The organism is Streptomyces sp. NPDC059010 (assembly GCF_042740355.1).
Lineage (GTDB): Bacteria > Actinomycetota > Actinomycetes > Streptomycetales > Streptomycetaceae > Streptomyces.
Map to the genome: position 1 here is coordinate 1 of NZ_JBHYJA010000014.1, position 14368 is coordinate 14368.

Annotated in this window: 12 protein-coding genes and 1 pseudogene; 6 read left to right on the forward strand and 7 right to left on the reverse strand. The window is 71.6% G+C overall.

The window, feature by feature from the left end:
- Together ACFWYS_RS16655 and lysX are read right to left on the reverse strand one after the other, a co-directional pair.
- On the reverse strand, positions 1 to 831 hold an 831-nt coding region (locus ACFWYS_RS16655; RefSeq protein WP_384768555.1), incomplete at its 3' end, for a polysaccharide deacetylase family protein.
- Between the two features lie 111 nt (positions 832 to 942).
- On the reverse strand, positions 943 to 4221 hold the full coding sequence (gene lysX / locus ACFWYS_RS16660) for a bifunctional lysylphosphatidylglycerol synthetase/lysine--tRNA ligase LysX (protein WP_384768558.1): 3279 nt from the start codon (positions 4219 to 4221) through the stop codon (positions 943 to 945).
- A 99-nt stretch (positions 4222 to 4320) separates the two neighbouring features.
- Here lysX and ACFWYS_RS16665 point away from each other — a divergent pair, with 99 nt between their 5' ends.
- Together ACFWYS_RS16665 and ACFWYS_RS16670 are read left to right on the forward strand one after the other, a co-directional pair.
- Positions 4321 to 4782, forward strand: a complete 462-nt coding sequence (locus ACFWYS_RS16665; protein ID WP_384768561.1) for a universal stress protein — start codon at positions 4321 to 4323, stop codon at positions 4780 to 4782.
- Positions 4783 to 4799: 17 nt separating this feature from the next.
- Positions 4800 to 5098 (forward strand): annotated as a pseudogene (locus tag ACFWYS_RS16670) (hypothetical protein).
- 12 nt (positions 5099 to 5110) lie between these two features.
- Here ACFWYS_RS16670 and ACFWYS_RS16675 read toward each other — a convergent pair.
- The gene (locus tag ACFWYS_RS16675; RefSeq protein WP_384768564.1) at positions 5111 to 5938 is read right to left on the reverse strand and encodes an alpha/beta fold hydrolase; all 828 of its coding nucleotides are present in this window, start codon (positions 5936 to 5938) and stop codon (positions 5111 to 5113) included.
- 57 nt (positions 5939 to 5995) lie between these two features.
- Between ACFWYS_RS16675 and ACFWYS_RS16680 the strand changes: the two genes are divergently transcribed.
- The gene (locus ACFWYS_RS16680; RefSeq protein ID WP_384768566.1) at positions 5996 to 6472 is read left to right on the forward strand and encodes a MarR family winged helix-turn-helix transcriptional regulator; all 477 of its coding nucleotides are present in this window, start codon (positions 5996 to 5998) and stop codon (positions 6470 to 6472) included.
- Between the two features lie 86 nt (positions 6473 to 6558).
- Here ACFWYS_RS16680 and ACFWYS_RS16685 read toward each other — a convergent pair whose 3' ends face one another.
- The gene (locus tag ACFWYS_RS16685) at positions 6559 to 7704 is read right to left on the reverse strand and encodes a CapA family protein (protein WP_384768569.1); all 1146 of its coding nucleotides are present in this window, start codon (positions 7702 to 7704) and stop codon (positions 6559 to 6561) included.
- Positions 7705 to 7915: 211 nt separating this feature from the next.
- Here ACFWYS_RS16685 and ACFWYS_RS16690 point away from each other — a divergent pair, with 211 nt between their 5' ends.
- The 3 genes from ACFWYS_RS16690 (at position 7916) to ACFWYS_RS16700 (ending at position 9933) form a co-directional block, all read left to right on the forward strand.
- Positions 7916 to 8464 carry a sigma-70 family RNA polymerase sigma factor gene (locus tag ACFWYS_RS16690; RefSeq protein ID WP_272113612.1) on the forward strand — a complete coding sequence of 183 codons (549 nt, stop codon included), beginning with the start codon at positions 7916 to 7918 and terminating at the stop codon, positions 8462 to 8464.
- 148 nt (positions 8465 to 8612) lie between these two features.
- Positions 8613 to 9128, forward strand: a complete 516-nt coding sequence (locus ACFWYS_RS16695; protein ID WP_272113611.1) for a hypothetical protein — start codon at positions 8613 to 8615, stop codon at positions 9126 to 9128.
- 151 nt (positions 9129 to 9279) lie between these two features.
- Positions 9280 to 9933, forward strand: a complete 654-nt coding sequence (locus ACFWYS_RS16700; protein WP_384768573.1) for a zf-HC2 domain-containing protein — start codon at positions 9280 to 9282, stop codon at positions 9931 to 9933.
- A 3-nt stretch (positions 9934 to 9936) separates the two neighbouring features.
- Here the strand turns inward: ACFWYS_RS16700 and ACFWYS_RS16705 are convergent, their stop codons facing one another.
- From ACFWYS_RS16705 to ACFWYS_RS16715, 3 genes are all read right to left on the reverse strand, one after another.
- Positions 9937 to 10800, reverse strand: coding sequence for an Fpg/Nei family DNA glycosylase (locus tag ACFWYS_RS16705; protein WP_384768576.1), 864 nt, complete (start codon positions 10798 to 10800; stop codon positions 9937 to 9939).
- A 73-nt stretch (positions 10801 to 10873) separates the two neighbouring features.
- Positions 10874 to 12949 (reverse strand): SpoIIE family protein phosphatase, encoded by a 2076-nt coding sequence (locus ACFWYS_RS16710; RefSeq protein WP_384768579.1) that lies wholly within the window; start codon positions 12947 to 12949, stop codon positions 10874 to 10876.
- 90 nt (positions 12950 to 13039) lie between these two features.
- Positions 13040 to 14305, reverse strand: coding sequence for a DUF6777 domain-containing protein (locus ACFWYS_RS16715; RefSeq protein ID WP_384768582.1), 1266 nt, complete (start codon positions 14303 to 14305; stop codon positions 13040 to 13042).
- Between the last annotated feature and the right edge of the window lie 63 nt (positions 14306 to 14368).

A 14368-nucleotide genomic window follows, 5' to 3' on the forward strand; every position in this document is an offset into this window, starting at 1 on the left:
CAGCCGGGGCGCTATTGCGGGGGGTGGGGCCCGCCCGTGGGGGGGGGGGGCCCCCGGGGGGTGGGGGGCGCGCCGCCCGCCGGGGGGGGCGGCGCCGTGCTGGACGCGGTGGATGATCGTGCGGGTGCCGGGGGCCATCCAGTCCAGGGTGTCGACGGTCCAGCCCAGCGGTTCCATGCCCAGCTCGGCGCCGAGCTGGAAGGTGGCGCGGTTCCAGGCGCCGTAGGGCGCGCGGAACCAGACGGGGCGTTCGCCGTACGTCTCCTCGATCACCTCGCAGGTGCGTTCCATCTCGGCGTGGATCCGGGCCCGGCTGAGGCGGGTGAGCAGCGGGTGGGACCAGGTGTGGTTGCCGACCACATGGCCCTCGTCGGCCATCCGTGCCACGAGGTCCTTGTTGTCGGCGACCATCTCGCCGCACACGAAGAACATGGCGCGTACGTCGTACTCGCGCAGGGTGTCCAGGATGTGCGGGGTGTAGCGGGGGTCGGGTCCGTCGTCGAAGGTCAGCACCATGGTGCGGCCCCGCCCCGACATGCGCAGGAACGGCTCACGGCGGACGTGGGGCCGACGCGGCGCGGCGCGGGGCGGACCGTAACCCGTCAGGGGCTGGAGCCGGTAGGCGGAGGGCTTCAGCGGGCGGCTGGCCCGCGGGCCCGGCGCGGCGGGGGCCGCGGAGGTGGCGGGGGCCACGGGGGCGGCAGGGCCGGCGGGCCGGATCGGCACCACGCCCGCGAGCGTCGCGTACAGTCCGGCGGTGCCGGCGGCTCCGCAGGCGACGGCCCCGGCGAGCAGCGCACGGCGCCGCGTGAGTGACTGATCCTTCGTCATGAAAGATCAGTCGCCCGGCGAGGGACCGGGGCACCACGACGACACCGGTACGGCCGCATGAGTACGCCCGACCGGCCCAGCCCCGGTGCCCGCACCTGCTGTGACGGTGTGTCAGCGGCGCCGCACCAGCGGGAAGGGCAGGGTCTCCCGGATCGTCAGGCCGGTGAGGAACATGACCAGCCGGTCGACGCCGATGCCGAGACCGCCGGTGGGCGGCATGGCGTATTCGAGGGCATCGAGGAACTCCTCGTCGAGTTCCATCGCCTCGGGGTCGCCACCGGCCGCCAGCAGGGACTGGGCGGTGAGCCGGCGGCGCTGTTCGACGGGGTCGGTGAGTTCCGAGTAGGCGGTGCCCAGTTCGGTGCCGAAGGCGACGAGGTCCCAGCGCTCGGCGAGCCGGGGGTCCACCCGGTGCTGGCGGGTGAGCGGGGAGACATCGGTCGGGAAGTCCTTGTAGAAGGTGGGCAGCTGGGTCTTCTCCTCGACGAGCCGCTCGTACATCTCCAGCACGACGTCACCATGGCCGTCGTCGGCGGTGTACGGCACGCCCACGCGGTCGCAGTGCCGGTGCAGCCGCAGCAGTTCGGTGTCGGGGGTGATCTCCTCGCCCAGCACCTCGGAGATCGCGCCGTACACCGTCTTGACCGGCCACTGCCCGGAGATGTCGTACTCCTTGCCGTCCTGACAGGCGATCGGCGAGCCGAAGGCGGCGGTCGCGGAGCCCTGGATGAGTTCGCGGACGAGGTCCAGCATCACGTCGTAGTCGGCGTACGCCTGGTAGGCCTCCAGCATCGTGAACTCGGGGTTGTGCTTGTAGTCGACGCCCTCGTTGCGGAAGGTGCGGCCCAGCTCGAAGACCTTCTCCAGGCCGCCGACGCAGAGCCGCTTGAGATACAGCTCGGGGGCGATGCGCAGATAGAGGTTCAGGTCGTAGGCGTTGATGTGGGTGGTGAAGGGGCGGGCGTTGGCGCCGCCGTGGATCTGCTGCAGGACCGGTGTCTCGACCTCCAGGTAGCCGCGCTCCAGCAGGCCCTGCCGCAGGGCCTGGACGGCGGTGGAGCGGGCGCGGACCACGTCGCGGGCGGCGGGGCTGGAGACCAGGTCGAGGTAGCGCATCCGGACCTTGGTCTCGGGGTCGGCGAGGCCGCGGCGTTTGTCGGGCAGGGGGCGCAGGCACTTGCCGATGAGCTGCCAGGAGGTGACGAAGACGGTGGGCTCGCCCTTGTCGCTGACGCCGGCCAGGCCGGTGGCGCTGATGAGGTCGCCGATGTCGGTGTCGTGGGTGAAGCGGCCGAGGGCGGCGCCCGAGTCACCCCGGGTGAGGGCGAGTTGGTGGTCGCCGGACCAGTCGCGCAGGACGGCGAAGACGATGCCGCCGAAGTCGCGGACGAGCATGATCCGGCCAGCGACGGTGACCCGCTCGCCCTCGCGGACGTCGGCGAGGGCGTGGGTGCGGGGCGGGATGCCCACCGGGTAGGGGTCGAGGCCGTCGGCGCGCAGCCGGTCGAGGGTGTGGTGCCGGATGCGGACCTGCTCGGGCAGGCCCGCATCCGGCCCGACCGCCCCGGCCTCGTCCCCTCCTTCGAGGCCGAGCGCCGCCAGCGAGGGCAGTCCTTCGGTGGTCGCCGGACGCGGTCCGTTCCTCGGGTGCCCCTTTCTGCGGAGTTTGCGCAGCGACGGTACGGAGACGAATCCCTCGGCGATACCGGAGGCGAGGCCGATACGGGCGAGGGAGGCGGCCTCGCCGTAGCAGATGAAGCGGGGGAACCACTGGGGCCGGTACTTGGCGTTGGAGCGGTAGAGGGCCTCCAGCTGCCACCACTTGGAGAAGAACAGCAGCAGGCGCCGCCACAGCCGCAGCACGGGTCCGGCGCCGATGCGGGCGCCCTCCTCGAAGACCGAGCGGAACACGGCGAAGTTCAGCGAGATCCTGCGGATGCCCATCTTCGGCGCCGCCGCGCACAGGTCGGCGACCATGAACTCCATGACGCCGTTGGGTGCGGCGCGGTCCCGGCGCATCAGGTCCAGGGAGATGCCTTCCCTGCCCCAGGGCACGAAGGAGAGCAGGGCCAGGAGTTCGCCGTCCTCGCCGAGGGCCTCCACGAGGAGGCAGTCGCCGTCGTCCGGGTCGCCGAGGCGGTCCAGGGCCATGGAGAAGCCGCGTTCGGTCTCGGTGTCGCGCCAGGCGTCGGCCTTGCCGAGCACCTCCTCCATCTCCGGCTCGCTGAGGGCGGCGTGGCGGCGGATACGGCAGTGGGCGCCGGTGCGGCGGACGCGGTGCACGGCCTGCCGGGTCACCCGCATGTCGCGGCCGTCGAGGTCGAAGTCGGGCACGTAGAGAATCGCCTCGTCGCCGAGCTGGAGGGCGCCGAGGCCGGCGCGTGCGTAGGCGCGGGCCCCGTCCTCGGAGGCGCCCATCGCGGCGGGCACCCAGGCGTAACGACGGGCCAGGTCCAGCCAGCCGGCGATGGCGTGCGGCCAGGCCTCACGGTCGCCGACCGGGTCCCCGCTGGCGAGGCACACGCCGGCCTCGACGCGATAGGTGACGGCGGCTTTTCCGCTGGGTGAGAAGACGACGGCCTTGTCGCGCCGGGTGGCGAAGTAGCCGAGGGAGTCCTGGTCGCCGTAGGCCTTGAGGAGGGCGCGGATCCGGGCCTCCTCGTCGTCGTGCAGGGCGGCCTCCATGCGCTGCGAACGGAACAGTGTCGCGGCGGCGTTCAGCAGGGCGAGCGCGCCGAACAGGCCGAGCACGAAGTACAGGGGGCGGGGCGGCCGTCCGTCGTAGGAGGCGCCGGAGACCAGGCCGCCGCAGACCCGGTCGGCGGCCCACGCCAGGCGCTGGCCGGGCGGCAGTGTGCCGGGGAACAGCTCGACCAGCCCCCAGCCGACGAGGATGCCCACGGCGAGCCCGACGACCAGGACGCCGAGGGCTCTTCGTACGGCGGCGCGGCGGGAGGCGGCGTAGAACTCCCCGCGGGCGACGATCAGCAGGGCTAGGGCGAGGCCGCACACGATGAGGGACGGTACGGAGTCGGAGTAGTCGCCGACGACCGTGCCGAGGATGTCGGTCAGGACGAGCAGGCCCAGGTAGACGACGACCAGCCACCAGGCGATCTTCTTGCGGGCGGCCGTCGCGGCGGCGAGCAGGAAGAGGAAGACGGCGTAGGCCAGGTTGGCGCTGACCGGGACGATGATCTGGTCCAGGACGCGCACGACGGGGCGGAGCGCGACGCGCAGCGGGGGGATGACGGCCAGCAGGGCGCAGAGCAGTCCGAGGGCGCCGAGGAAGGTCGCGAAACCCTCCGGCACCCTGCTGAGAAAGCCGTTCCCGGGCGGCCGTGTCCGGCCCGTGCTGTCCTTCGCCGGGGCCGCCTGCACGGTGGCAGTCATGTTCCGACTGTAGGAAGCCCTCGGCGTCCTCGCCCGTCGAGAGCCCGGTGCGCGCCCTGCCCGGCGGTGGGACCTGCGGGTTCCGATAGCCTCCCTGCCGTGACGGAACAGCACTCGCACCAGTTCGAGCGGGGCACGGACGGGCCCAAGGTCATCGTGGTCGGGGTGGACGGCTCCGACTCCTCGCTCCGCGCGGCGGCCTACGCCGGTGGCCTCGCCCGACGGCAGAACGCCCTGCTCGCCGTCGTGTACGTGCAGCCGGTGATGGCGGCGGGCGCGGCGCTCGGCGCGCCGGTCGCGGAGACCACCGACGAGATCGCGGAGGACCTGATCGCCCAGATCCGGGACGCCACCGAGCGGGTCAAGGGGATATTCGACGTGCGCTGGGAGTTCCACACCTTCCCCGGTGACCCGTACAACGGCCTGGTGAAGGCCGCGGACGACCTGAAGGCGGACGCCGTGGTGGTGGGCGCCTCCGAGCAGGCCGGTCACCGGATCGTCGGTTCCGTCGCGGTGCGGCTGGTGAAGGCCGGGCGGTGGCCGGTGACGGTGGTGCCGTAGGGGCGTAGATCCGGGGCATGACTTCTCCTGCCTTCGACGTGGACGCCTTCCTCCGGCGGCCGCTGACCGCGCGCATCGCGACCAACGGGCCGACGGTGCGCCCGGTCTGGCACGGGGCCGCGCCGAGCTCGTGCCGTTCGACGTTCCTCGCGGACGGCGCAAGCTGACCCGCTGTCTGGGAGCCGACGAGGGCCGCTGGGACCCGCGGTTCGTGCACTGTCTGCACGACGACCCGGCGGAGCGCGGCACGGTGTGGCTGCGGCTGGAGCCGGTGTCGCTCAGCGTGCGGCATCTGAGTTACGTGGTCGCGCGCTGAGGCGGCGGGGCGTCACAGGGTTCGCAGGAAGTCGAGCAGGATCCGGTTGAAGGCCTCGGGCTTCTCCAGGCTCGGGAAGTGCCCGGTGGCGTCGATGGTCACCGAGCGGCCGTTCGGCACGGTTTGGACGAGCCGTTCGGCCATGTCGATGCCGTCGGCCGCGTCGAGGGCGCCGTGGACGGCGAGGACGGGCATGTCCATCTGCGGGACGCGGCTCCACGGGTCGTCGAGGGGCACGTGCCAGTTCGGCTCGCCGACGGTGTGCTTGGAGACGGTGTGCATCGCCATCTCCCGCATCCTGCGCACCGCGTCGGGGTCCACCTCGTCCACGGTGCGGTGCGGGCCGGACACGTTCTTGGCGAAGGCCTCGACCCAGCCGGAGACATCGCCGGCGCCCAGCATGCGTGCCGACTCGGCGGCCCGCTCCACGGTCCAGGGGTCGGAGTGCTCGAACGCGCTGGTCCCGCCGCCGCTGACGACCACCGCGCGCACCAGCTCGGGGTACTCCAGCGCGGTGTCGGTGGCGACCGCCGCGCCCATGCAGGCGCCGACCAGGACCGCGGGCCCCGCATCGAGGTGGCGCAGCAGGCCGCCGAGGTCGTCGGCCCAGCGGAACGGCTTGCTCGCGTTGGCGGAGAAGCCGTGGCCGCGCACGTCGGCGGCGATGACACGGTGGCCGGCGGACACCAGGGCCGGTATCTGGTCGTCGAAGTAGCGGTGGTCGACGTACCCGGGGTGCACCAGGACCACCAGGTCGCCGGTCCCGGCGTCACGGTAGGCGAGGTCGTCGTCGGCGGAGGCGAAGAAACACAGATCCGAAGCAGTCGTCGCTGTCATCATGACAACCAAGGTGTCATCTTCGGGGAAATTTGGCAACCCAGGTGTCATGATGGCCCGGTGAACGACGACCACACGCCCCTCTCCCCCGACGATCTCGGCCACCGGGTCAGCGAGGTGTTCGACCTGATCGGCGCGCTCTACCGGCGCGGCCTGCGCAAACTGGAGCAGGGCGAGGAAGTCGACGGGGTGTCCGTCGGCGTGCGCTCCGTCCTGGTACTGCTGCACAGGTACGGGCCCATGACGGTGCCTCAGATGGCCCGGGTCATGTCGCTGACCCGGCAGTTCGTGCAGCGCATGACCAACGACGCGATGGCCAGGGACTGGGTCGAGGCGACGCCCAATCCGGCGCACCAGCGGTCCTCGCTGATCCGGATCACGGATGCGGGCGAGGCCGTCATCACCGCGATCCTCGCGCGCGAGCACGCCTTGAACCGGCAGGTCGGCGGGGGCGAGCTGACCGAGGCCGAGCTCCGGGCGTGCGTGCGCGTGCTCAAGGAGATGATGAAGACCTTCGACCACGTGGACGTGGAATGACCGCGGACGTGGAATGACCGTGGACGCGGAATGACCGTGGACGTGGAATGACGGTTGACGCCGAATGACCGTGGGCGCGGACCGGCTTACTCCCCCATGCTGAGCCCGTCGTCGCCCGCCCCCCGGCTCAGCACGACGTCCCGGATCCGGTCGCGCACACCGCGCAGTTCGGCGCCCCGGTCGATGGCCCGGTTGAGGTTGATCACGCGGCCCGCGTCGATGTCGAACAGCTGGGGAATGAACTCGGCCCTCTTCACCTCCCAGCGATCGCCGTTCTCCTCCGGCGGTTCGAAGGTGAAGCGGCCGAGGGTGGACTGGTTGCCGCGCGGGTCCTGCACGCCCTGCTCGTTGTACATCGCGCCCGCGACCTGGTCGCCCATGCCGTAGATCACCCAGGTGCCGTTGACCTTCTCGTACGCCTGGGGGACATGCGCGTGGGTGCCGAGGATCAGGTCGATGTCGGGGCGGCCGTCGGTCTTCGCCGCGGTGAGTTCGCGCGCGAGGGTGACCTGGGTGTCATCCGGGGCCTCCTGCCATTCGGTGCCCCAGTGCATCGACACGACGACGACATCGGCGCCCCCTTTCCGGGCGGCGCGGGCGTCCGCCACGATCTTCGCCTGATCGATGAGGTTGACCGCCCAGGGCTGCCCCGGCGGCAGCGGGAAGCCGTTCACGCCGTAGGTGTACGCGAGGTGCGCGACCTTGGCGGCGCCCGCGCGCAGCACCGTCACGGAGCGCGCCTCCCCCTCGGTGCGCGCCGTCCCCGCGTGCCGCACCCGCGCCTCGTCCAGGGCGTTCAGGGTGCGCAGGATGCCGGCGGCACCGTCGTCGAGACTGTGGTTGGAGGCGGTGGAGCAGCCGTCGTAGCCGGTGTCGGCCGCACCGCGGGCCACCTCCGGCGGGGACTTGAAGGTCGGGTATCCGGTGTACTGGCCGTCGGCGCCGTAGACGGTCTCCATGTGACACAGCGCCAGATCGGCTCGGGAGACGACGGGTTTGACACCGGCGAGCATCGGGCGGAAGTCGTAGCCGGAGCCACCGGCGTCGAAGCGGGCACGGTCGATGATGGAGGTGTGCGGGAGGATGTCGCCGGAGGCGACGAGCGTGAAGGCGCGGGGGTTGGCGGAGGGGCCCGACTGCCCCGAAACCTTGCGGTTGTTGGCCTGGCAGGCGGCGCCTGCAGCGAGGGCGGCCGTCAGAGCGAGGGCCACAAGTCGACTGCGTGCAATCATCAGCTCACCCCGTGTGGTCGTATTACCCACCAATACGTATGAAAGCGGGGCGAGCCGTAAACAATTCGGCCGCTTCCGTTAGCCCGTCCGGCCCGTCCCGAATAGGCGGAAGGAACCGTTCGTCGTACCGTTCGCCGACGCGATCGACCGTCCGCCGCAGACCCGTGCGTGTGCCCTGTCACAAAACAGCCGCCTGCGATGGCATACGGCCATGACGGCCGGAACCACCCTCACCAACGGGACGACGACCGCCGAGCACGAGCTCGCCGCGCTGCAGCGCGAGCACGGCCGGCCTCTCTTCGCGCTGCTGCTCCGGCTCTGCGACGGCGACCGGCAGCGCGCCGAGGACCTCGTGCAGGAGACGCTGGTGCGCGCCTGGCAGCATCCCGAGGCGCTGCGCGCGGACGACTTCGACTCCGTACGGCCGTGGCTGATGACCGTGGGGCGGCGGCTCGCCATCGACGCGCGACGGGCCCGGCAGGCGCGGCCACCGGAGGTGGGGGACGCGATCCTGGAGAACGCCCGGGTGATGTCCGATCACGCCGAACGGGCCGCGGAAGTGCTCGATGTGCGCGAAGCTGTGAAGACACTCACTCCGGAGCACCGTGAAGTCCTGGTGCTCGTGTACTTCCAAGGGGCGAGTGTTGCAGAGGCCGCGGAAACCCTGGGTATTCCGCCCGGTACCGTGAAGTCCCGCGCTTACTATGCGCTGCGCGCCCTGCGCAGGGTGCTTCCGGGATACGCGGCCGACCTGCGGTGAAACCAACGGCTGAGTCAAACCTCCGTAAAGCGCCTTGCTGAGGACCCCGGTTGAGTAATCGGCTGTCCTCATCCGTGTTCCGGATTGGGCCGGGACCCACGGGTCCCGCGGGTCGGGCGACGCACTTACCGGAGGAAGGCAGGAAGGGATGCTGCACAGAGGTCAAGAGAGCACGGACGGCACCGGCGGCGGTGAACTGACCGTCCCCATGGCTTGGTTGTACGCCGAGTACATCGCCGACGAGCTGCTGCGGACCGGCGATCTCATGCCGCCGACGTCCTTCGAGTTCCGCGCCGGGCGCGATGCGCTGGCGCTGACCATCTTCCTCTCCGACACCGACGGCGAACTCTCCGGCATCCGGGTCGTCTCCCAGCTGGAGACCTGGCTGTCACTGACGGCGTACGACCAGCCGTGGCAGCACTGGGTACGCGAACGCATGGCGGGCCTCGCGGCCGAGGCGGCCGAGTCCGGCGGGCCCGCACCCGACCTTGAGCTCGCCGAGGCGGCCTGGCGCTGGCTGCAGGAGACCGAGCTGCTGGCGCCCGATCTGAACGCGGTGCCGGGCGGCGGTGCGCTGGTCGGCGAGGACGAGGGGCCCAAGGTGTGGACACCGGCGTGGCAGCTGGGGCTGCCGCTCGGGCATCTCGCCATCCACCTTTTTTAAGTTCTTTTCTCCCCGGACCAATCCTCGACGCCGACCGCTCCGAATCCCTTGGTTGCGATTCTGCGTAGGCCTTGAGTGATTCGACTGCCTGGTGCGTACCAGTGGGCGCAAGGAGTAACACACCCCACACCCAACGGCACGAGGATTCGGCATGAGGTCCCTGGAGAGGCATCGCGACGTCGCCGCGTACGCGCTCGGCGTGCTGAACGAGGCGGAGGCATTCCGCTTCGAGGACCACCTCATGGAGTGCGCGCGCTGCGCCGCACACGTGACCGAGTTCGGGCCGGTCACCCGCCAGTTGCTGCTGTACCGGCGGTCCACGCCCCAGTTCGTGCACCCGATGGCCAAGCCCGGCCCGCAGATGCTGAACCGGCTGCTCGAAGCGGTGGCGGCCCGCCATCGCGCGCTGCGCCGCCGCACCCTGTTCGCCGTGGCCGCCTCGGTCGTGGTCGCCCTCGCCGGGCCCGGGATCGCGATCATGGCGGGCGGCGACGACAAGGCCGTACAGGTGGTCGAGGCGACCGACGCCCGGTCGGGTGTGTGGGCGCAGGTGACGACCGAGAACGAGGCCTACGGCAGCCAGGTGGAGCTGAAGGTGAAGGACGGCGCCGGTCCGCGCGCCTGCCATCTCATCGCCATCGGCCGGGACGGCTCGAAGGAGACGGTGACCAGTTGGTCGGCCGCCCACCACGACGCCCGGGAGAACACCATGATGGGTGCCTCGGCGATGCACACCGACGAGATCCTGCGCTACGAGGTGCGGACGGCGGGCGGCGACCACCTGGTGACGCTTCCGTCCCGGTGAGACCTACTTCAGCAGCCGCGACATCCTGCGGTCCGCCAGGGGCTTCCCGCCCGTCTGGCAGGTGGGGCAGTACTGGAGCGAGGAGTCGCTGAAGGAGACCTCGCGGACGGTGTCGCCGCACACCGGGCACGGCTCGCCGGTGCGGCCGTGGACGCGCAGGCCGCTCTTCTTCTCCGCCTTGAGGCGTCCGGCGGCGACACCCCGGGAGCGGTCGACGGCCTCGGTGAGAGTGGTGCGCAAGGCCTCGTAGAGCCTGGCGGTCTCCTCCGTGGTCAGCGAGGAGGCCAGCTTGAACGGGGACATCTTCGCCACGTGCAGGATCTCGTCGCTGTAGGCGTTGCCGACCCCGGCGATCAGGCTCTGGTCGCGCAGGGCGCCCTTGAGCTGACGCCGCTCGTCCTTCAGCAGGGCCGCAAAGCGCGTCTCGTCGAAGTCCTCGGCGAGCGGGTCCGGGCCCAGCCGGGCCACGCCCGGGACCTGCTGCGGGTCCTGCACGACGTAGACCGCGAGGCGCTTTTGCGTGCCGGCCTCGGTGAGGTCGAAGCCGGCGCCGGTCTCCAGGGCCACCCGCAGCGCGAGCGGGCCCTTGCCGGGACGGGGCATTCCGCTCGGCAGCCGGTCCTTCCAGTGCAGCCAGCCCGCACGGGCCAGGTGGGTCACCAGATGCGGGCCGTCCGCCGTGGCGAGGTCGAGGAACTTGCCGTACCGGTGCACGGCGACGACCTGATGGCCCTCGACGGCGGTGACCGGCGGGTCGTACGTCTTCAGGACGCTGATCGCGACGGGCAGCACACGGACGATCTCGTGGCCGACCAGGTTCTCGGTCAGGAAGTCCTTGAGCGCTTCGACCTCGGGGAGTTCCGGCATACGTCCAGAGTGCCATCCGGCACCGACAGTGCCAGGCGGGTCCGCGCGGGCCCCGCCTCCCGCACGCCGCGGCTCAGCCCCGCTCCGGCACCACGAACTCGCACCACACGCACTTGCCGCCGCCCCGGGCCTCCACGCCCCACACGTCGCTGAGCAGGTCGACCAGGAGCAGTCCGCGGCCGGAGACGCCGGACTCGCCCGCCTCTCGGCGGCGTGGCAGGGCGCTGGAGGAGTCCTCGACCTCGACCCGCAGCCGGCGTTCGGAGCCGGTCAGGACGCGCAGGGTCACTATGGCGGAGCCCTCGGTGTGCATCAGGGCGTTGGTGATCAGTTCGTCGGCGACGAGCTCGATCTCGTCGGCCCGGTCGCCGGCGTTCCAGGCCCGTACGGCGGCGCGGATCATGTGCCGGGCGCCGGTGAGTGCCTCCGGGTCTCCGGGCGCCACGTGCTGCTGGAGACGGCCGCCGGACTGCGGGGCGTCCAGGACACGGCGGCGCAGCAGGAGCAGGGCCACGTCGTCGTCGCCGCCGCGTTCCTCGGCCACGTCGATCAGGCGGTCGGCGAGGTCCCGTACGTCGTCCGGGCCGGTGGCGATGAGCGCAACCAGGGTCTGCATTCCGTCGTCCAGGTCGGCGCCGGGCTGTTCGACCAGGCCGTCGGTGCACAGCAGCAGGGTGCGGTCGGAGTCCAGCTCGATGGTGCCGACCGGGTATTCGAGCCGCCCGAACTCCGCGGACAGGCCCAGCGGCAGCCCGCCCTCGACCGGGACGCGACGGCAGCTCCCGCCGGGCTCACGGATCAGCGGGTCGATATGGCCGGCCCGGACCACCTGCACCACTCCGGTGGCCAGGTCGGCCTCCGCGTACAGGCAGGTCGCGAAGCGGTCGGTGTCCAGCTCGTGCAGGAACACCGAGGCGCGGGCCATCACGGTGGCCGGGGTGTGCCCCTCGGCGGCGTAGGCGCGCAGCACGATGCGCAGTTGCCCCATGACGGCGGCGGCGTGCGTGTCGTGGCCCTGGACGTCGCCGATGACCGCGCCGACCCGTCCGCCCGGCAGCGGGATCAGGTCGTACCAGTCGCCGCCGATGTCCCGGCCGAGGGAGGCGGAGCGGTAGCGGACGGCGATGTCGGCGCCGGGGACGCTGGGGATGGTGCGCGGCAGCATGGCTTGCTGCAGACCGGTGGCGAGGTCCTTCTCCTGCTCGTAGAACACGGCCCGCTGCAGGCTCTGCGCGATGCTGCTGCCGAGGGCGACGAGCACGTTGCGGTCCTCGGTGGAGAAGCCGTCCCGGTCGCTGTAGAGCAGTCCGATGGCGCCGATGGGCCGGGCCTGGGCGATCAGCGGGAGATAGGCGGCGGCCGTGATGTTCAGGTCGGTGATGTGCGGCCAGAGGATCGGGTACCTGTCCGCGAACTCCTCCGGCGACTCGATGAACCGCGGGGTGAGGGTCCTGACGACCTCGCTCATCGGGTACTGCTCGTCTATTCGGGTGACCAGCGTCCCCGGCACGAAGCTGCCCGAGGGGCCCTCGGCGACCAGCCGGATACGGCCGGCCTCGACCAGGCCCATCACCAGGCTGGTGGCGCCGAGGTGGGTCAGACCGTGGGTGTCCTTGAGGACGTCGATCACGTCCTGCACGGTGCGGGCGTGCGCGAGCGCGGCCGTGGTGAGCTGGACGACGTTGGTCTGCCGGCGCCGTGCCTCGTCCTCGGCGGCCTGCTCGCGCCGCTCCTCGCTCTCGGCGAGTTCGTCGGTGGCGTCGCGGACGATGCCGACGATACGGCGCGGGCGGCCCGTCTCGTCGCGGCGGATGTAGCCCTGGGTGTGGGTCCAGCGCAGGCTGCCGTCACGGCAGCGGATACGGAAGTAGGCGCCGTAGTTCTCGCTGCCGTCCTTCAGGGCCTTGGAGACCATGCCGTCCAGCCGGTAGCCCTCCGGCGGCGGCACCCGGACCGCCAGGGTCACGGGGTTCCCGTCGTATTCGTCCGGGCGCAGATCGAAGACCTCATGGGCCTGGGCGTCCATGTGGAACACACCGGTGTCCAGGTCCCAGTCGAAGGTGCCCATGTGGTTGAGCGCCAGGATCGGGTCCGGGTGGGCGGGCCAGTCGTCCGGGAGAGACAGGGCGCTCGCACCCCGATCAACCATGGGCCCACCTTGCCAGGGTTTGCCGGATTCTTCGACTGGGGCGACAGAACTGTTTTCGCCCGGCGCCCGGGGCCTGTCCACGGGTACCGGTCAGCTGTCGAAGACGTCGGTGGGGCTGCCGAAGACGCTGTCGACGGCGTTCGGGGAGTCCGGGGAGTCCGGAATGCTCTGCGGTTCCGTACCGGAGCCGGAGGCAGTGGGCTCGGCGGGCGAGGCCGTGACGGTCGCCGTCGGGCAGGCGGTGGGACGCGGATCCGAGGTGGCCTCGGCGTCGCCGGTGGCACCGGGAGTGACGCCGGGAGTGACGGTGACCGTGGGGGTCACGCACCCGCTCGGCGACTGCTCCGGGGAGGTGGACTCGCCGGACGGGGACGCGCTCTCCTGCGTGCCGTCGTCGCCGGGCCGGGTGCCGGAGGCGCTGTCGTGCGGCGGGTCCGGGACCCGGGTCGGGGGCACGGGCTTCGATGTCGGGGGCATGGGAGTCGACGTAGGAGGCAGCGGCTCCGACGTGGGCGGCAGGGGCTTCGACGGCGGTACGACTTGGTCGTGGCCGTGGCCCCGGTGGCCGATCGGCCTCTCGATCCAGGTGTTGACGTCGACGTCGATGATCGTGATGTCGTTGATCACCCGGGGCGCCGGAGTCACCACGACCACCTGGCTCGGCCGGTACCCGGACCAGGCCCGCCCGCTGGTGCCGGGCTCACCGCGCGCCGCGACGGGCGGGGCGAGCGGGTTGCCGCAGGCGCAGCGCACCCGGGGCACACCGTGGTCGTCGACGAGGACGGCGGTGCCCGCCTGGAGGACGGACTGGTAGCCGGTCGTACGGCCGTCGCGGTAACCGTGGTTGGTGACCCGGGTGTCGGCGCGCAGCACGACCGAGGTCAGCCCGCGCAGATAACCGGGGATCGACGCCCGGGAGACGCCCGCGGCCTGGGCGAAGCCCCGGGCTCTGCCCCGGTCGGCGGTGAGCCGGTCGATCTGCCGCCCCACGTCACAGCTCCCTGTCCCCCTGGTGCCGCCGTACAGGCCGGGCGTCTCGCCGGACAGGGTCTGCGGTTCCGCCTGCCCCGAGTGCGCCGGCCGCGGCGTTCGGGCGACCGGCGACGGGGTGACGGTGGAGGTCGCCGTGGAGTCCGTGAAGGGATCCGGTCCCCGGGCCGCAGCGGGCTGGAGGAAGATCTCCCCGCTCGATGTCGTCCCCTCGTCGCCGTCACCGACACACCCGCCGGCGCAAAGAGCCGCTGACAGCGCGCAGGCTGTGACGATGGTTCGGGTAGGTGTCCGCACCACGGCCTCCCACCGGCTGTCGACTGTCGACCAACAGGCATTTCGCCCCCCATTGTCTGCTTCACTCACTTGGGTGACGCAAGCGGAGAAGTGGTATACGGAGAGTCACCTGGGTCGATTGGCGCGACAATG